This window comes from Candidatus Defluviibacterium haderslevense (genome assembly GCA_016712225.1).
In the GTDB taxonomy this organism is placed as follows: domain Bacteria; phylum Bacteroidota; class Bacteroidia; order Chitinophagales; family Saprospiraceae; genus Vicinibacter; species Vicinibacter haderslevensis.
Genome location: JADJRL010000003.1, coordinates 2083880 through 2103887, shown reverse-complemented (window position 1 = coordinate 2103887; position 20008 = coordinate 2083880). Strand labels below are relative to the sequence as shown.

At 34.1% G+C, this 20008-nt stretch carries 14 protein-coding genes; 7 read left to right on the top strand and 7 right to left on the bottom strand.

Annotated features, from left to right (window positions below; translation table 11 throughout):
* Positions 1-95 precede the first annotated feature (95 nt).
* Positions 96-2231, top strand: a complete 2136-nt coding sequence (locus IPK88_08465; GenBank protein ID MBK8243445.1) for an elongation factor G — start codon at positions 96-98, stop codon at positions 2229-2231.
* Positions 2232-2421: 190 nt separating this feature from the next.
* On the opposite strand, the gene IPK88_08460 is transcribed toward IPK88_08465, so the two are convergent.
* Positions 2422-3189 carry a DUF3667 domain-containing protein gene (locus IPK88_08460; GenBank protein ID MBK8243444.1) on the bottom strand — a complete coding sequence of 256 codons (768 nt, stop codon included), beginning with the start codon at positions 3187-3189 and terminating at the stop codon, positions 2422-2424.
* Positions 3190-3345: 156 nt separating this feature from the next.
* Between IPK88_08460 and IPK88_08455 the strand changes: the two genes are divergently transcribed.
* A complete protein-coding gene (locus IPK88_08455) occupies positions 3346-3813 on the top strand; it encodes a hypothetical protein (GenBank protein MBK8243443.1) in 468 nt (155 codons plus the stop codon).
* A 72-nt stretch (positions 3814-3885) separates the two neighbouring features.
* Here IPK88_08455 and IPK88_08450 read toward each other — a convergent pair whose 3' ends face one another.
* Positions 3886-4995, bottom strand: coding sequence for a glycosyltransferase family 4 protein (locus tag IPK88_08450; GenBank protein MBK8243442.1), 1110 nt, complete (start codon positions 4993-4995; stop codon positions 3886-3888).
* Positions 4996-5028: 33 nt separating this feature from the next.
* Positions 5029-6081: a glycosyltransferase family 4 protein gene (locus IPK88_08445; GenBank protein ID MBK8243441.1), complete on the bottom strand. Its 1053-nt coding sequence runs from the start codon at positions 6079-6081 to the stop codon at positions 5029-5031.
* Between the two features lie 557 nt (positions 6082-6638).
* On the opposite strand from IPK88_08445, the gene IPK88_08440 reads away from it, so the two are divergent.
* Both IPK88_08440 and IPK88_08435 read left to right on the top strand, forming a co-directional pair.
* The gene (locus tag IPK88_08440) at positions 6639-7568 is read left to right on the top strand and encodes a substrate-binding domain-containing protein (protein MBK8243440.1); all 930 of its coding nucleotides are present in this window, start codon (positions 6639-6641) and stop codon (positions 7566-7568) included.
* 105 nt (positions 7569-7673) lie between these two features.
* Positions 7674-9314 (top strand): tetratricopeptide repeat protein, encoded by a 1641-nt coding sequence (locus tag IPK88_08435; protein MBK8243439.1) that lies wholly within the window; start codon positions 7674-7676, stop codon positions 9312-9314.
* A 28-nt stretch (positions 9315-9342) separates the two neighbouring features.
* Here the strand turns inward: IPK88_08435 and IPK88_08430 are convergent, their stop codons facing one another.
* Together IPK88_08430 and IPK88_08425 are read right to left on the bottom strand one after the other, a co-directional pair.
* On the bottom strand, positions 9343-10170 hold the full coding sequence (locus tag IPK88_08430) for a purine-nucleoside phosphorylase (protein ID MBK8243438.1): 828 nt from the start codon (positions 10168-10170) through the stop codon (positions 9343-9345).
* 3 nt (positions 10171-10173) lie between these two features.
* Positions 10174-11316, bottom strand: coding sequence for a CofH family radical SAM protein (locus tag IPK88_08425; protein MBK8243437.1), 1143 nt, complete (start codon positions 11314-11316; stop codon positions 10174-10176).
* An 87-nt stretch (positions 11317-11403) separates the two neighbouring features.
* Here IPK88_08425 and IPK88_08420 point away from each other — a divergent pair, with 87 nt between their 5' ends.
* From IPK88_08420 to infB, 3 genes are all read left to right on the top strand, one after another.
* Positions 11404-11874: a ribosome maturation factor RimP gene (locus tag IPK88_08420; protein MBK8243436.1), complete on the top strand. Its 471-nt coding sequence runs from the start codon at positions 11404-11406 to the stop codon at positions 11872-11874.
* Complete coding sequence (nusA, locus tag IPK88_08415; protein MBK8243435.1) at positions 11871-13106, top strand: transcription termination/antitermination protein NusA; 1236 nt, start codon at positions 11871-11873, stop codon at positions 13104-13106. The genes IPK88_08420 and nusA overlap by 4 nt, the downstream gene beginning before the upstream one ends.
* 64 nt (positions 13107-13170) lie before the next feature.
* Positions 13171-15849, top strand: a complete 2679-nt coding sequence (infB, locus tag IPK88_08410; GenBank protein MBK8243434.1) for a translation initiation factor IF-2 — start codon at positions 13171-13173, stop codon at positions 15847-15849.
* Positions 15850-15864: 15 nt separating this feature from the next.
* Here the strand turns inward: infB and IPK88_08405 are convergent, their stop codons facing one another.
* Together IPK88_08405 and IPK88_08400 are read right to left on the bottom strand one after the other, a co-directional pair.
* Positions 15865-16611 carry a hypothetical protein gene (locus IPK88_08405; protein MBK8243433.1) on the bottom strand — a complete coding sequence of 249 codons (747 nt, stop codon included), beginning with the start codon at positions 16609-16611 and terminating at the stop codon, positions 15865-15867.
* Between the two features lie 301 nt (positions 16612-16912).
* Positions 16913-19912 (bottom strand): gliding motility-associated C-terminal domain-containing protein, encoded by a 3000-nt coding sequence (locus IPK88_08400; protein ID MBK8243432.1) that lies wholly within the window; start codon positions 19910-19912, stop codon positions 16913-16915.
* Between the last annotated feature and the right edge of the window lie 96 nt (positions 19913-20008).

The following is a 20008-nucleotide window of genomic DNA, read 5'->3' as shown; positions in this document are numbered from 1 at the left end:
TTTTGTAAAAATAGTTCCACTTATTTTTCTATTTATATATTGTTTCTTCATACCTTGAAGCATTCAATTTTTAACCAATTAAATAGAATCCAAAAATGAGCCTAGATCCCAAACAAATCAGAAATGTTGTCCTTCTCGGTCATTCTCATAGTGGCAAGACAACCATCATCGAATCCATGCTGTATGAAGCAAAAGCCATCTCAAGGCGCGGGACAATAGATGGTGCCAATACGGTATCAGACTTTAGTGATATAGAGCAAGAACGCAAGGGAAGTCTCTTTAGTAAATTAATGCACGTCAGTTGGAAAGACTCAAAAATCAATATTATAGATACACCCGGGTCCGATGATTTTGTCGGCGAAATCCTCTCTTCCATGAAAGTAGCCGATCTGGGTATTATGTTGTTAAATGCTGCACATGGTGTAGAAGTTGGAACTGAATTAATCTGGGAATACAAAGAAAAGTTTCAATTGCCGGGAATGTTCATCATCAATCAATGCGATCATGAAAAAGCGGACTTTGACACAACCTTGGAACAAGCCATTGCTCGATTTGGACCCAAATTAATCCCCTTCCAATATCCACTCAATCAGGGAAAAAATTTCAATGCCATCATTGATGCTTTAAGAATGGTCATGTATGAATTTGGTCCAGATGGTGGAAAACCCATTAAAAAAGAAATACCAGCATCAGAATTAAGTCGGGCTAAAGAAATGCACAATAGAATTGTGGAAGCCGCTGCTGAAAATGATGATACCTTAATGGAACATTTTTTTGAAACCGGAACATTAGAAGAGTCCGAATTAGCCGATGGCTTGAGAAAAGGAATTGCTAAACAGCAAATCTTTCCTGTGTTCTGCTGTTCAGCTTTAAAAAACATGGGTACGGGTCGAATTATGGGATTCATTAATGATGTATGCCCATCTCCTGCAGACAGACCTTCTGCGAAAACCTTACAAGGTGAGCTTGCCATAGATCCAAATGGACCAACCACACTTTTTATATATAAAACCTTCACAGAACCTAAGGTCGGTAAAGTATCCTATTTTAAGGTTTATTCAGGAAAAATTAAGTCGGGTGATGAATTAATCAATTCAGCCAATAGATCTCATGAAAGAATTAATCAACTTTTCGTTACCAATGGAAAAATAAGAGAATCGGTAAATGAATTGTGCGCTGGAGATATCGGTGCAGTCGTAAAACTTAAGGATAGCCATACCAATAATACTTTATGCACCAAAGGTCATGAAGTAGATATCGAACCTATCCCATTTCCTGAACCAAGAATCAGAGCAGCTATACATGCAGAAAATAAAAACGATCTTGAAAAATTAATAAAAGCCATCCACGATATTCAGGAAGAAGATCCTACACTAATTCTTGAACAATCCATGAGATTAAAACAAAATATTATTCATGGTCAGGGTCAGATGCATCTCGATATCTTAAAATATCGCATCGAAAAACTCAATGGCTTGGTCATGGATTATATTAAACCCAAAATACCTTACCTCGAAACCATTACTAAATCTTCTGATACTTCCTATCGGCATAAAAAACAATCCGGAGGCTCTGGCCAATTTGCAGAAGTCCATATGCGTGTGGAGCCGTATTTTGATGGCATGAGCGATCCGGCAGGCTTAAATGTCCGCAATAAAGAAATCGAAAATTTAGATTGGGGTGGCAAGTTTGCATTCTATTGGTGTATCGTTGGTGGTTCTATAGATACCAAATTCGCTACAGCAATCAAGAAAGGGATCATGCACAAAATGATTGAAGGACCATTAACAGGATCTTATTGTACGAATATAAGGGTTTCTGTGTTCGATGGTAAAATGCATCCCGTAGATAGCAATGATATGGCTTTCCAAATAGCAGGAACTATGGCTTTTAAAGAATCTTTTCAACATGCTGCTGCTCAAATCATGGAGCCCGTATATGATTTAGAAATTCTATGTTTAGATGATGTTATGGGTGATATCATGAGTGATTTACAAACACGAAGGGCCATTATTATGGGTATGGATTCCGACGGCCATTATCAAAAAATAAAAGCTCGCGTTCCACTTTCAGAAATGCATAATTATTCTTCAACCTTAAGATCATTAACTCAGGGTAAAGCTAAATTTTCAATGCGGATGAATGAATATTCACCGGTTTCTCCTGATATTCAACAAAAACTGCTTCACGAATACCAAGAACAGAATAAAGAAAATGAAATAGGGCATTAATAATAAATAATATTAGTAGACTTAATACTACTTAATACTAGTACTGATAAGGTTGTATCTAATTTTTGTATTAAAGCTATCCTAACTCAATATACAGGATTATACTAATGCAATAATCTCATCAATTCTTAATTGTTCAATAAACAATATTTGAATTTTAATCTAGATCTTAGATTACGGAATTATATAATTAATCAAAATAATATTGCAGTATTATATTGATCACATATAATAAGCCAACCATACCCCCAAAAACAAATAGAATAATCGCAATAGACTTCCAAATAGTATTCACTAAATTTTCTTTGAAAAATTTCAGATTCAATAAAACAACTATGAATATACCCAAACCTGCACTGATATAAGATCTGAATATTAAAAATGGATTAAATATTCCACCAATCAGATTTAAGAAAATTTGAACCAACACAAATTGACCAAATAAATACATAATGGCTGTTGCTCTTTCCGGTGCATTATACGATGATTTTTTATGAACAACCATACTTGCAAGAACAAAAAGGGGAATCATAAAAATGGTTAAAAACTGACCATAATTATCCACAATATTATTGAACATAACATCACTTTGCGGCAGGCTATCCATCAATTCTAGCGCACTGTCTTCTTGATCAAGGTCAATTTTGTCTATTTTAAACATATTATAAACAAACAAATTGATTCCTGCATTCAATAACATAAATTTTATAGGGGGATAACAATTGCGCCGCTCTCCGTTAATAAAACTATTAATAAATGGAATGGGTCGGAAGGTTAAACTTTTACAAGTAAAAATAAATTTTTTAATTTCCAAATTATAAAAAAAATCAACCGTAGCAGCAAATAAATTGGAAACTGTAAGTCGCTTTTTTTCCAATTTGTAACCACATTTACTACAATATTTACCACTATCCTCATATCCACAATGTGGACAGGTAAAAGTCTTGATTAATGACATGTGTATCCTTTTGGTACAAATTTCAATATAAATTGGAAGCTTTTATCAAAAAAATTGCTTTTTAATAAAAATAGTTATATTTGTTTCGGATTTTAATCCTTTTATGTCCATTTCTTATAATATGTTTCATTTTATTTTTTCGAATCTATAAACCACATGAAAAATTCAATCCCAATTTTAGTCTTAATGTTTACGATTACAGCTTGTGTTCCTATGAAAAAACACAAAGCCTTGATCCTTCAATATTCTGATGTTAATGCTGCGCTTAAAGAAAAAAACGATATAAATACCAGTTTGAGTGAACAACTGGATAAATGTAATGCTTTGAATGAATTTAATACTTCGAAAATTAAAGATTTAGAGGCACATATTAAATTTGCAGAATCGAATAATACCAATTTAACAAGCCGTATCGGTGAACTATCAGGGTCTACTAAAACCAATGCTGAAGTTCTACAACGTGCATTAGCCGAAATCTATGACAAAGACGAACAAATTACAGAGTTATCTAATATTTTAAAGAAAAAAGATTCAGTAAATGTTATCCTTGTGAAAAAAGTTAGCAAATCGATTACAAATAAAAGGTTTAGAAAATCTCTTGAGAAAATTGGCCTCGTTTTTTAATTTTTATATTGCTGTTTTTTCTTTAAAAAATTCAAAAAGTTTAATAAAAGCTTAATTAAGGTTGGTAACCAATCATGAATTTAGTTTTTTATAAACATCATGTTGTAGACCCATCAAATGTTTATTTTCAAATTTAGCCAATTGAATTTTTGCATTACTTTTTAACTGTTCCAATCGGTTAGAATCAGATGGTAATTGTATTAAGGTATAAGCTAATTCTTCAGCATCCACCATATCGATAAATACCCCAGCAAGCCCACCAGCTTCTTCAACTGCTGATCCCTTATGCCCAATTACAGGTATACCAGACGCCAATGCTTCTATAGCTGGTATTCCAAATCCTTCATACAAACTGGGATAAATTAAACCTACAGCACCCTGATATAATGCCGCTAATTCCAGGTTTGATTCCACTTTGACAAATTGAAACCATTTTTCCAGCTTATACTCTTGAATATACTTTATGATCTTATTCTTAGTATTTCCTTCACCAACAAATAATATAGGTGTTCGCTGATGCTCAGGAATTTGATTCATTGCCAAAACTAAATTAAGTTGATTTTTCCTTGCATTAAAACTACCAACACTAATCCAATAATCAACCGGCAATCCATATTTCAATTGAATAGCAGACCTGAATTCAATCGTACATCTTTCATAAAATAAGAGATCACAATTTTGGTATATAACACCGATATGGTCTGGATCACATCCGTAATACACCATTAAATCTTCTTTTGTCTTTTGACTAATAGCCACAATATGATGGGCATTTTTAATCGCCTTTTTTGTTTTGAAATCATAAATCATTCGATCCATCATTGCATAATCGTCAGGTCTTACTTTAAAAATAACATCGTGAATGGTAACAATTTTACGAATTGATTTGGAAGTATTCAATATGGGCAATTCATTGCTTAAGCCATGAAAAACACTGTGTTCCGAAACAAGTTTATATAAATTGAAACTCCGTTGATACCTTAGAAAATTTGAGTAAGATTGGATCTGATATTCAGCATCCGAAAAAGGAACTTCAGACTTCTTCCCATTACCCTTTGGGCGCAACAAAATTAACTTATCTTCAGGATAACAATTACTATAATTTGAAACCAACCATCGACTATAATTGCCAAGACCCGTTCTGTTATTATATATTCTTTTGGCTTCGTAATATATGTTCAATGTATAATGTTTTTTATTTTGAAATAATCATATTTACACGTTCAATGTATCTCTATATATTTGAAGATATTTGCATATAGAGTTATCCCAACTAAATTGGCTTGCGTGCTTTTTTATAGTTTCAATATTCATTTCTAAATGGTTGTTATAATGCTCCAGTGATAACTTTACTTTTTCAACCATATATGAGGTATCAAAATGTTCAAAATAATACGCAGCCGATCCGCCAATTTCCGGCAAGCTACAAGCATTACTTAAAAATACAGGTTTGCCATGCTGCATAGCTTCAATAGGCGGATTGCCAAATCCTTCTGCTAATGATGGAAACATAAATGCAGTGCAGTTGTCATAAAGCCAACGTTTTTGTTGATCAGAAATTTTTCCGGGTAATATAACTCTGGATTCAAGATGTTCACTTTTAATTAAATCCATGATAATTCTACCATATTCAGTATCATGATTACCTGCCAAAATGAGTTGAAACTTTTCAAAATACTTCATCATAGGAATTAAAGTATGAAAATTCTTTTTTTCCTTAAATACACTCAATCCGAAAAAAAAATCTCCGCTTATAAATTCAGGTTTAACCGAATCAGTTGGAATAAAATGATATACCCCATTATGGATGGTTGATACTTTTTTACCCTTGAGTTGTAAATGATCCTCAACCATTGTCTTAGTATAATCGGAAATGGTTGTGATTACGGTTGCGCGATCCACATTATTCTGAAGTTTTTTTAAGTAGGCTTTTGCCTTAGTTGGTGACTTTTCTATTAAGAAATTCAAATCATGAATTGTTAATATTAATGGTGATTTTGGATTGGGAAGATGCGATGGAAATTGATGCAAACTATGCCAAAGATCAAAAACCGGACACCAATTTTGAAAATATCTATATTTAAAGTGTTCTGAAATTAAACGTTGTTCATCAGGATGTTCCTTACAATAAAGTTTAGGTGCAAAATAATGAAATTCAAAGTCCTCATTTTCATACTTACGGATTTCATTTTTAAAATGTAAACTAAATTGTCCTAATCCTGTATATAAGTCTTTTATTTTATAAATGTCAATTCCAATTTTTTTCATTATGATAATAAGTCATATTACATTAAAAGATTATTTATTCGTAACGCTCTAGTCCAAAACAACTTTAGAGGTCTATATTTATTACGACAGATAATATCCGACACCTAAAGTAAATATATGGTATTTTTGTTTTCAATTTTACGTGATTATGCATAAATGATGACAAAAACAAACGGTTCTTTTTTTGATCTAAATGGTTACAAATACGCTACACTTTTATATCAATTCGAAGTTAATGGATACTTTTTACTTTTATTGGATCTATGGTTCACTGAAATCGAATCTAAAAACTTCTATTGTAAGTGCGAAAATACAGCATTATCATTAACTTTTCATAATATTGATTTGTTAATACTAGCCAATTGAAGAAGGATAAATTGCGTCACAAAAAGTCAACTTATAATGTTTTAATGAAATTTTTCACGTTTGGCATAAATAAATACAAAAACAAAACGTTTAATTAATGATCAGAATAGATGCTTTTAATAATCTAGAAATTGTGAAAATTAAATTAATTTTACTCCTGTGTAATCACTACATACTCAAATAGTATTAATATGAAAAAAGGTCTCCAGGTCGTTAGTTTTATTTTTATGATTTACACGTTTTCACAATGTAAAAAAAATAAAATTACTGAAAGCTCTCCAACACTTGGTCAAATTACAGTACTCTGCGATAATAATCTTGAGGACATCATTAAACAGGAAGAAAATATTTTCGAACGACAATATCCTTATGCTCATGTAGATCTGAATTTCAACCATGAATTTAATATATTTAAATCTTTTATTACTGATTCCGTAGAAGTTATCATTGCATCAAGATTTCTAAATGAAAAAGAGTTAAGTTACTTAGACCAACAAGGTATTCACCCTAAGCAATATCATTTTGCGACAAGTGCCATTGCATTCATAACCAATCTTCAAAATGTGGATAGCACCTTAAGCTTTGAAAAAGCTGTTGAATTGTTTTCATCAAAACCACAATCTGATTCACCTTTTCAATCTATTATTATTGAGGATGCTAATTCAGGTATAGTTCTTGAAATACTTAATCGATCTGGCATCAATTCCTTACCATCACATTTTTTTACGCTGCCTTCCAAAAATGAGGTCATATCATACGTTAAATCTCATCCCAATACCATGGGCATTATTGATTGGAGCGCTATCAGTGATTCTGATAATCCAATAGCTCAGAAAAACTTAAACGATATTCGATTGCTTCATCTTTCCAGACCTAAAGACTCGATACAATTTGGCTACATAGCACCATATCAATACAATCTTCAAGATCATAAATATCCTTTTACCAGAGACCTGGTGTTCATAAGTAGAACCGGTAAAAGTGATCTTGGCCTGGGTTTTGCTTCATTTATTACGAGTGATATCGGACAGAAAATTATTCTAAAGGCTGGTTTATTACCCAAATTTCAAACAGAAAGGCTCATCGAATTTAAACAGGAAAGCTATAAAGTGGTAAAATAGAAAGCTTTAATATAAAATTAACTTAAAATTTTAAATGGTTTTGACTAAAAATATGTCAAAGAACTAGATTTCTTCTAAAATTAACATTTCAAAATTCGTTTAATCATGAAAAGGACTATTTTTGCACACTTGAATAAAAACCAGAATCATATGTTTAAAAATTATAATTTGATCTTTTTCCTTTTAGTACTTGTCCAAACTTTACAAGGACAGACACTTCAGGAAGGTCTGAAACAATTAGAAAATGAAAATTACACCGCTGCTTTAAATACATTCACTTCCCTAAATGCTACGAACCCAAAAAATCCAATATTCGCTTATTACATTGGAGAAGTACATTATGCTTTGGAGAATTATGATGCTGCCAGAACCTCCTATTCCATTGGTTTGAACGTTAGTTCCAATTGTGATGAATGCAGAGTTGGATTAGCTAAACTGGATTTAGATAATGGCAAGTTTTTAGAAGCCAAAAAGAACTTTGACAGCGCCTTAAAGGGAAATAGTAAAAACCACGCATTGATAGCATTAGTAGGTGATGCTTATTTATATTCCAAAAAACCAAATGTAGAAGAAGCCTTAGCTTTATTAACCAAAGCCAGAGATTTAGATCCTAAGATAGCTAAATATTGGGCCCATTTAGGAGATGCTCAGGTATTAAAAGGAGACTTTGGATCAGCAATGACCGCATATGAAACTGCTGTTGAAAAAAATAAAAATGAACCAGAAACATACGTTAAAATGGCTAAAATCTGGTCTTCAAGTAAAAAGTATGACTTAGCTACTGAAAAATTAGAGTCAGCTATAGCTATTGCACCTGATTACGCTCTTGCTTATAAAGATCTTTACGAACTTTATATTAAAAGTAAAAACTATACTAAAGTAATTCCGGTATTACAAAAATACGTTGCACTTGCAGGTTCTGATATTAGCGCTAAAGTTCGTTTGGTAAAATTTCTTTGCTTTCAAGCTAAAGATTATGAACGTGCCATCGAAGAAGGAAAACAAATTATTGCTTCAAACCCCGATCAATACACGATCTACAGATGGCTTGCCTGGTCTTATGGTGAACTCAATAAATATCAAGAGTCATTTGATCAAAGCAATTTATTATTTTCAGAAATAGCTAAAGACACAACTAGAAAAACGTTTTCATCAGATTATGAATATTTAGCTAAAGCAGCTGCTAAATTAGGTAAGATGGATATAGCTGAAAAAAATTACACTAAAATAATAGAAATAGAACCATCAAGATCATCTGAAATTTATGGTATGCTTGCTAAAACTTTCTACGATTCAAAAGATTCCAATAAATATGAAAAAGCATTAGAGTGGTATACTAAAAAACAAAATTTACAAGCACTTAATAATACAGATCAATATTATTTAGGCCTTTGTTTATATTATTTAGGATACTATAGCAGAGCTGATTCAAGTTTTGCTAAAGTTGTTGAATTGACACCAAATTATGCCCAAGGATGGTTAATGCGCGCCAGATGCAACAATTCATTGGACCCGGATAATGTTCAATTTTTATCTAAACCATTCTATGAAAAATACATTGAAATAGCATCTATCGATAAAGAAAAAAATAAAAAGAATTTAATAGAATCATATAATTATTTAGCCTATTATTACATTCAACAAAATGATTTAGTTCAAGGTAAATCATTTTATGAAAAAATTATAGATCTGGATGCTACAAATGAAGATGCATTGGATAAATTAAAAATCTTGAATCAAAAATAATTTGATTTATGTGATCGCGAGCTATAATCTAATTGGCTTTCAACATTCGTTCAAAAATATCAAACAATTTTTTTGAAGAGTTATGTATCGTTTCTATAACTAATTCAATGGTTGTTTTTTGATTAGCTCCAACTTGAGGAGTAGAGTTTGACACAATAGAGACCGCTAAAATATTAAGTTCACATTGATGCGCCACAATAACTTCAGGAACTGTAGACATCCCAACAATATCTGCACCCAATAAATGAATCATTCTATACTCAGCAGGTGTTTCTAAACTTGGACCTTGAAGACCAAAATAAATTCCCCTGTGAAATGGAATATTTAATGATTCACAGCAAGTTTTAGCTTTCATTAATTGCTCCGTAGAATACACTTCTGACATATCAGGGAATCTCAAGCCTAATCTCGCATCATCAATACCACGCAAAGGATTCTCAGGATGAAAATTGATATGATCATCAATAAACACTATATCACCAGCATTGAATTTAGGATTCACCGTTCCACTGGCATTAGTAAACCAAACCGTTTTTATCCCCAATGCTTTCAATATCCTAATGGGATAAGTTACCTCTTGAGCTGTATATCCTTCATAATAGTGCAACCTACCGGACATGATGAGAATATAATGGTCTGCCCAATGCGCTAAAATGAGTTTACCACTGTGACTTTCTACCGTTGTAGGCACCAGGTGAGGTATATTTTTGTAAGAAATTTCTTTAATGATGCTTACTCTTTCTATTAAATCACCCATGCCAGTACCAAGTACTATGGCTATTTCAGGAATTTGAGGAAGCCTTTCTCTTAAAAACTGTGCGCTCTCCTGAATATCTTGGATCAAAATGGAATTCATAAATTAATTGATTATCATCTTAGCTTCATCCAGAAATTGTTGTTCCAAAACTTCCGGAAGTTCTATATGATCATACTGTTGATTTCTCAATTGGGGTATAAATCCTGCTTCCTTAATGGCATTTTGAATACCATTTGCTGTGAAACGTTGTTGTGCGCCAGCCGCTGAAACAACATTCTCTTCTATCATGATACTTCCAAAATCATCAGCCCCTGAATGCAAACATATTTGAGCTGTTTGTTTGCCTACGGTCAACCATGATGCCTGGATGTGAATAATATTAGGCAACATGATTCTACTCAGTGCTATCATTCGGATATATTCATCGCCCGTACATGTATTTCGGGCACGTTTTAAACGTTTTAACATGGTTCCTTCGTCCTGAAATGGCCAGGGAATAAAAGCTAAAAAACCTTTAGCATGAACTGGTTTTTCAGATTGCACCGTACGAATAGCGACTAGATGTTCCATTCTTTCTAAATTGGTTTCAACATGTCCAAACATCATCGTTGCTGAGGTCGTTAAATCCAATTGGTGTGCTGCTCGCATGATATCCAACCATTCCTGTGCACCACATTTACCCTTGGAAACCAATCTTCGTACCCTATCATTGAGGATCTCAGCTCCTGCCCCGGGTAACGAATCTAATCCGGATTCCATGAGTGCTTTTAAAACCTCAGTATGTGTTGATTTTTCTAATTTTGTGATGTGAGCTATTTCCGGTGGCCCAAGCGCATGCAATTTAAGATTAGGATACAGTTGCTTTAACTCTTTAAATAAATGGCAATAGAAATCTAAACCTAAATCCGGATGATGTCCACCTTGTAGTAACAGCTGCTCACCACCAAAACGAATCATCTCGTCTATTTTTAGCTTGTATTCATCAATTGTGGTTATATAGGATTCACTGTTACCCGGGGGTCTGTAAAAATTACAAAACTTACAATTTGCAACACAAACATTGGTGGTATTTGAATTTCTGTCAATAATCCAGGTGACTTTATCTTGTGGCACCTGCCTCATCCTTAATTCATGGGCTACATACATTAATTCAGGGGTAGCACATTGCTCAAAAAGCATCAAGCCCTCATGGGCAGTTAAAAATTCTTGGTTCAGTGCTCGCTGTAAAAGTTGGTCTATTATCATACAATATTCATCAAAAATATGTACATTTGCGCTTGTGATGTTAAGAGGGAACAGAAAGTTCCCTTTTTTGTTTGATAAAGTCAACAAATGTACACTGAAGAAATACATAATCTGCTGACGATCAAGTTTTTGGAAGAAAGCTTTCAAGATTGTTTTTTAGTTGGAATTGAACAACATGGTAAAACCATATCCGTATTTTTGGATAGTGATACCGTTATTTCGTTTGATCGATGCAAGGCGATAAGCCGTTTTTTAGAAAATGAGTTTGACCAAAATAATTGGTTTGGAACCGATTATATCCTGGAAGTTTCTTCCGCAGGTATTGACAGACCACTTACATTTCCAAGACAATTTATAAAAAACATTGGTCGTGGACTCTCCATAAACACAATTGATTCACAAGAATTTAATGGAACCTTAATATCAGCAGATCAAGGACAGTTGACCTTAAGCTGGGAAGAAATAAGAAAAGAAAAAAATAAAAAAATAAAAGAAATTCATGAAACCAAGATCCCATATTCATCTATTAAAGAAGCTAAAATCATAGTTAAGATATGAAACTTGTAGAAACATTTGCGGAGTTTAAAGCCGGTAAGAACATAGATAGGCCAACCATGATGCGAGTGCTCGAAGATGTATTTCGTTCACTAATTCGCAAAAAATATGGTTCCGATGAAAATTTTAATATCATTGTAAACACACAAAAGGGAGACCTTGAAATGTGGCGTGTTAGAGCTATTGTTCCAGATGGTGAGGTAACTGATGATTTAAAAGAAATTGCAATATCTGAAGCCCTGGTTATTGATGAGGATTATGAAGTTGGTTTGGAATGTTATGAACAGTTAAGTCTTGAAGATTTTGGGCGAAGAGCGATAATGGCTGCAAGACAAACCCTGGTATCGAGAATCATGGAACTCGAAAAGGATGACGTCTTCAAACGTTATTCTGAACGTGAAGGTGAATTGGTAATCGGTGAAGTTAATCAGGTATTAAAGCGTGAATTACTCATCATTGATGATGCGACAAATAATGAATTGATACTTCCTAGAACAGAAATGATCAAAGGTGATCATTTCCGAAAAGGAGATATCGTCAGAGCTGTAATTAAAAAAGTAGAACTAAAAAATAGTCTTCCGGTCATTCATTTAAGCAGAACAGATTCTGCATTCTTACAAAGACTAATGGAACAAGAAGTTCCTGAAATTGAAGATGGTCTTATTGTTATCAAAAAAATTGTTCGGTTACCGGGTGAACGCGCCAAAGTTGCTGTAGAATCTTTTGATGATCGCATAGATCCGGTTGGAGCTTGTGTAGGTATGAAAGGATCCAGAATACACGGTATTGTAAGGGAACTGAGAAATGAAAATATTGATATCGTAAATTATACCAATAATTTAAGCCTGTATGTCCAACGTTCATTGACTCCTGCAAAAATTAACAGCATTGAATTTGATGAAAAAAACAAAAAGGCAAGTGTCTATTTGAAAGCTGATCAGTTATCATTGGCTATTGGTAAAGGTGGTGCTAATATTAAACTCGCATCTAAATTAACAGGTTATGAAATAGACGTATTCCGGGATCAGGAAGAAGGTGAAGTGGATGATGTTGATTTGGATGAATTCAAAGATGAAATCGAGGAGTGGATCATTGACGCACTCAAAAACATTGGATGCGATACGGCTCGCAGCGTTCTTAATTTAAGTACTGAAGAATTGGCCAGAAGAACCGATCTGGAAGAAGAGACGATCAAAGATGTAATGGATATTTTGACTAAAGAATTTGAAGAATAGAAGAAAGGGGATATTAAAAGTAAAAAAATAAATTGAAAACCTTCTAATAAGGTAAATCCGAAGAATGACTAAATTATTAATAAAGGTAGCTACAGAATTTAATGTTGGACTAACATCCATTGTTGAACATCTTATTGCTAAAGGTTTCGAAATTGATAATAAACCTACAGCAAAGGTTACAGATGAAATGTATAATGCACTTCTTATCGAATTCCAAAGTTCCATCAACGAGAAAGAACAAGCGAACCAGTTACAGAAAGTGGCTCCACCTGTTGTAAAAGAAAAACCAATTCAAAAAATTGAAGTTAATCTTTTTGATACTCCTGTAGCACCAGCACCCCCACCTATTCCAGCTGTCAAACCATCAACACCTGAACCAGAAGTAATCTTCAAACCAGAGATTGATGAATCAAACAAGCCTAAATTAAAAATTGTAGGTAAAATAGATTTAGACAAAACGGACGCACCTCCTAAAGAAACTAAAATTGAGACCCCGGCACCTGTAGTTGAAGTTGAAAAACCAATAGAACCGGAAGTTCCTGAAGAACAAGAACTCACTCGAATTGAAGCCCCTACATTAAAGGGTCTTAAAATATTGGGTAAAATTGATACCAATAAATTTAAGGATCCCGTCAAGAAAAAAGAAGAGGCTAAAAAAGTCGCTACACCTGCTACAGATCCAAATATTTCTCAGAGTGAAGCCGAAAAACGCAAACGCAAACGCAAACGCAAAAAAGTTCCTACCTCTGACACACCAAGTAGTGATAATAAATCGAATCAAAGACCTTCACCGAATCGAAATGAACCTGAAGTAAAGACGGTTACTCAAAAGGAAGTAGAAGAAAAAATTCGCGCTACTATGGCACGGTTAAGTCCGGGTGGTAAAAATAAGCGGCAAAAAATGCGCCGTGATAAGCGAGATGAAATTCGCGAAAAAGCCGAAATGCTCGAGGCAAGTGTAGATCGGGAAACCATCCAACTTACAGAATTCGTAACCGTATCAGAATTATCAAGCTTGATGGATGTACCCGTTACAGATGTCATCATGACCTGTATGAATATGGGTATCATCGTTTCTATAAATCAACGATTGGATGCAGAAGTCATTGAATTTTTAGCTGAAGAATTCAATAAAAAAATTGAATTTATCAGTGCTGAAGCCACCATTGAAGTGGATGAAGAAATTGAAGAAGATCCTAAGAATTTAATTCCAAGAGCCCCAATTGTCACTGTAATGGGCCATGTGGATCATGGAAAAACATCCTTATTGGATTATATTCGCCATACGAATGTAGTATCAGGCGAAGCCGGAGGTATTACCCAGCATATAGGTGCTTATGAAGTAACCGTCGGTCCTGATCATAAAAAAATAACTTTTTTGGATACACCAGGTCATGAAGCATTCACTGCCATGAGAGCTCGTGGAGCAAAAGTTACAGATGTAGCAGTTATTATTATTGCTGCGGATGATCGGATCATGCCACAAACCAAAGAAGCTATTTCGCATGCACAAGCCGCCAATCTACCTATAGTTTTTGCAATAAATAAAGTTGACAAACCAGGTGCCGATCCTGAAAGAATCAAAAATGAACTATCCCAAATGAACTTTTTAGTGGATTCATGGGGCGGTAAATTTTCCTCTCAAGAAATATCTGCAAAGTCAGGACTTGGAGTTGATTTATTACTAGAAAAAATTATTCTGGAAGCTGAAGTTTTGGATTTAAAAGCTAACCCTTCAAGACCAGCTACAGGAACTGTCATTGAAGCATCCCTGGATAAAGGAAGAGGGTATGTCGCTAAATTATTGGTACAGAATGGAACTTTAAATATTGGAGATGTCGTTTTGGCAGGCGAAAATGCTGGTAAGGTCAAGGCCATGTTTAATGAGCGTGGTCAAAAGATAAAACATGCACCGCCATCCACCCCAGTTATGGTATTAGGTCTAACAGGTGCCCCTACTGCCGGTGAAAAATTTAAAGTAATGGAAGAAGAGTCTGAAGCCAGACAAATCGCAACCAAACGATCACAAATCAGTCGTGAACAAGCAAACCGTGCATCTAAACGTATTTCATTAGATGAAATAGGTCGCCGACTTGCATTAGGTAATTTCAAAGAATTGAGATTAATCGTTAAGGGTGATGTAGATGGTTCTGTTGAAGCCTTATCCGACGCATTAATTAAACTTTCGGTAGAATCCATCAAAGTAAGTGTACTGCACAAAGCGGTAGGACAAATCATTGAATCAGATATTCTCCTGGCATCAGCTTCTGATGCTATAGTCATAGGTTTCCAAGTGAGACCTTCGCTTTCTACTCGTCAATTAGCAGAAAAAGAAGGTGTCGAAATTAAACTTTATTCCATCATTTATGAAGCCATCGAAGAGATCAAGGCTGCCATGGAAGGTATGCTTGAACCTACCAAAGTTGAAAAGATCATGGGCCAAATTGAAGTTCGCGAAGTGTTCAAAATTACTAAGGTGGGAACTGTTGCCGGAGGTATGGTCATAGAAGGTAAAGTAGCCAGAAATAATATGATCCGTGTCATTCGGGATGGTATAGTCATTTATCCTAATCGTGAAGGTGGCACAGCTGAATTGCAATCGTTAAAACGATTTAAAGATGATGCCAAAGAAGTTAAAGAAAACATGGAATGCGGTGTTGCTGTTAAAAACTTCAATGACATCAAAGTAGGAGACATCATTGAGGCCTATGAAATCACAGAGGTGAAACAGAAGTTGGCTTAATTGTTTATACTAATTTCAGTTAGATTTGAGTTCTTGAAATACTAGATTTTTATCAATATTTATATCTGATTTCATGCCATCCATAAGTCTTAACTTTCTATTTGCCTCCTCAATTCGTTTGTACTTATTGTATTCATCTTCTATCCATTTTTCTGCTGGCTTTCCACAACAATTTATGAATGGTGACAATTCTTCTATATCACTTATTTGAGATGATAATTCATCATGCAATTTTAAAATATTCCTAGCCATCTCACTTGAGTAACTTGTAACAATATAATGTGCAAATTCATATTTATTGTCATGCAGGATATTTTTTAACTCAATCTGCATACTTGACATTAAGCCATAAAAAGAATATAATTCACTTATTGTTCTATTTGTAAGTAATATTTGGTTTTGAGCCACTTCATCTCTATGTTTTTTAAAAGAGATATTAAAATTATTCACTGCATCTAGTACACAGTCAGTGTTTACGCAATTTGAAGATAATTCTACATCCAATTGCTGAATATCTCCTAAAATTTTAATTAATTGCCCATAAACAATTCGTTCATGCTGAGTTTTATTTATTGTAGTTGCAAGCTTATGTTCATGCTCCTTTTGGGTTAAAGTATTTTTTAATTCAAGTTCTTTAAGTTTTCTATCCTCTCGCTTTATTATCCAAACTGTAAACAATGAAATAAGTGGTGATAAAATAATAGTTAAAGCCACTTGGTTTCTACTAAAAAAATCTAGGATTGCTTGAAAAATGTTTAACATTTAATTTCTGTTTTGTGGTTATTTAATTCATATAATAACTATCCTTAATATATTTTAGTTCCCTTGTATCAATATTTTTATATGTCACAGCCACTCATAAGACCTACTTTGTACCAACCATAGGGACAGTTAGTTCTATGGTAAGCTTGTATTTCATTACTAGTATTATCTCAAGTTTTCAGACTTTCAAACCACTAACTGATCTCAGATATTAATTTGGATCGCAGTCAAATTAACAAATACTTGAAATGAAATTAGGATTAATAAAGAAATTTAATAAAGTTTATCTTGATAAAAATGATTACCTCAACAACGTCACATCTCCTTTAATTAAAAATCGTTCCCCTGCACCATTCTCCCAATTAATTAAATAAATATATACATTAGGTAGACATAGACGGTTATTCACCATCCCATCCCAACCATTACAATTCGATCCCATGCCATTAGGATAGGATTCACAGGAGTATACTTGTTGTCCCCATCTCTCGAACAATTGTAAAGTAATTATTTTACTTCTGGAATCTGAGAATGTTATATTCCATGTGTCATTTTTGGAATCTGCATTCGGTGAGAATATATTTGGAATAAATATTTCTGAAGTTAGATTCTTGACATGAATAAATATAGAATCTATTGCTGTGCATCCATTACCATCACTTACTTCTAGATAATAAGTTCCATCTTGAATAGCCTTAATTTCTGGATTCGGACAATCAATGCAAGATAAATATTCTGATGGGTACCATCTGAATCTAGTTACATTCATGGAATGTAAACCGCTTAATGTGTGCGTGCCTCCACTAATTAATTCTAAGGTATCATCAAGATCTACATAAATATCTTCGTATGGAATAACTGTATAATGGATTACTGAATCACAAGAATGCATATTCGATTTATGAACAGTGAATTCACTGGCAGTAGTATACCATATTTGCTCAATCTGGACCGAGTCTCCAATACAGAAATAGAATGTAATAGCTGTAGGTTCAGGAATGGGAAAGAGTTTTACTTGTGTCATATGGAATGAATCGCAACCATATTGATTATTGAATTGAGTTATTATGGTGATCGAGTCATGATACCAAATATTATCTATTTGTATAGAATCCCCATTACAGATGTTATGTATGGTATGCGTAGCTATAGAATTAGGATAATTAATGATGTTAATTCTAACAATAGAATCGCAACCATATTGGCTGGTATAGTAGTTCAGAAATGAAGTATCCTTCAAAAAATAAGTTCCTTGGTAGAATATGGAATCTAGATTACACTTATACATGCTTACTGTCTCATGATATGAAGGAATAACAGATACTTGATATATATAAACAGAATCACAACCATCTTGATTCTGCCATAATATAGTATCGTTTTCATTTGATCTTATCCACTTACCCCCATTTGGCGTAAATATCCAGATAGAATCTCCTTCACAGATTTTATAATTAGTGGTAAATGATTCTGTTCGCTTTGTCTTTAATTTGATTAGAATTATAGAATCACACCCTTGTTGATTAATGTCCAATATTCTTAGTTCACCATCTTGGTGATACCATTGATCCTGGACATACACGGAGTCTCCAGTACAGAATTCCATTATTGTCTGACTACTATCGATAGGAATCACACGAATTTTAATATTAATTACAGTATCACAAGCGTCAGGATAAGTTAAATAGATCTTTAACAATGTATCTTTCTTAAGGTCAATTAGTGTTACAGTAGGATTAGAGAGCTTGATACCGTCTATAAGATATGAACTTGCATTCGTATTAAATGCTATTGTCGAAGTATTCCCTATACAAACTGATGTATCAGCTTGTATCAGACTAAATTGGTGGGCGCAATGACAGCGATTAACCTGTACCCTATGGGTATCAGACTTATATCCACATCGTATCGGATAAGAAGCTATAACGCGATATACTCCTGTATCAGGAAACATAACTTCAAGGGAGTCACCAAACTTGTGCCTAATCTCTCCTCCATCAGGTAGCATCCATTCTGTTATATGTGGACAGGCCTCTTTCACAAGAAAATGAGCCACACTATCCTTACATATAATTTTCTTTCCCTGAACTACAGCCCTATAGGGCCTTTCTAATCCTACTGCGAAATTCGGTGCACTTAGACCTGACTTACCTCCCAGATAGAAGTCATTAAGCTTAAGTTCACAGGCCTGACCATACTCATTGGGCTGATGGATGACATGTAGTGTTTTAAAAAACTTCATGAATGTGGTAATGTACATTCTATCATCTCTGCCTAGAACGGGTCCCCCTACGCCAAAACCTAATTGTTGTATTATTCTGTTAATACGCTGCCGTACCACCAAAGAATCAGGATCCTGAAGGTCTACTTGAAATATTGCATCAAATGTATCTGCACCAGTAAGATAAACTTTGGAGTCATCAGCCGAAAATGCAGCACATGTGAGATATTTTCTATTTTTGGCAGTTGTTATGGTGTCAAACAATTCATACCCGTTTGAGATTATGCCTGAACTTGGATCGAATTGATGCAATTCTACTTGACTAGGATGTCCTACAGTACATTCAATAAGGTATTCACCTGAATTGGATATCGCTAACTCTCCTGTTTTGTACTGTTCATTTGATATATTATGTATGTTCCCAGAGGTAGATGTTACTTTTTGATTGAATAGAATGCCGCTGGTGTCTAATAGGAATGAATAAAAGACCTCTGTTACTGCATTCTGACAGATTATCCACCAATCACGTCCATTACAATGTTTAACTGCCAGCACTTGTTCGGAACTGGAATCTATAAGCATCAGTTCTGGAGTAACTACTGCGCCAAGTCCATTATCCTGACTCATATCTATCTGGACGCATCTCAATTTATATGGTGGTCCAGTTATGGTAGGAAATTGATCTGGGGTAAAAAAATAATATAAGGAATCACTTCCAGGCATGGGGACAATGGCGCACATGACAGAGGATCGATTTGAGAATCGGGGACACCCTGCCATGATCTGATGATTCCGATTATAGATGTAATCATTATCTGAGTAGAAGAGTAGATTGCCCTGTTTATCACAGATACTGGAGTGGCCTTCTCCTATACCTATGGCACTGTAGAAGAATGAATCCGGCTGAGGTGTGCCAGATCGCCAATCTATCCCATGAGTACCCATATACCAGATCGAAGTCTCTAATCCAGATGGACAGTCTGATGGAATGGTGGATGTATATTGCTGTCCATAGATTAAAGATATAGTACTTTGGAATAGGACGAATATGTATAATAACCTTGAAAACAATACTTTCATCATTTAAATTAGACCTTCTTTATGGTGTATTTGATGCTTAGTGCTACCTTATTAATTTACAAATTTATTATAATTTAAGAAAATATTTACATTAAT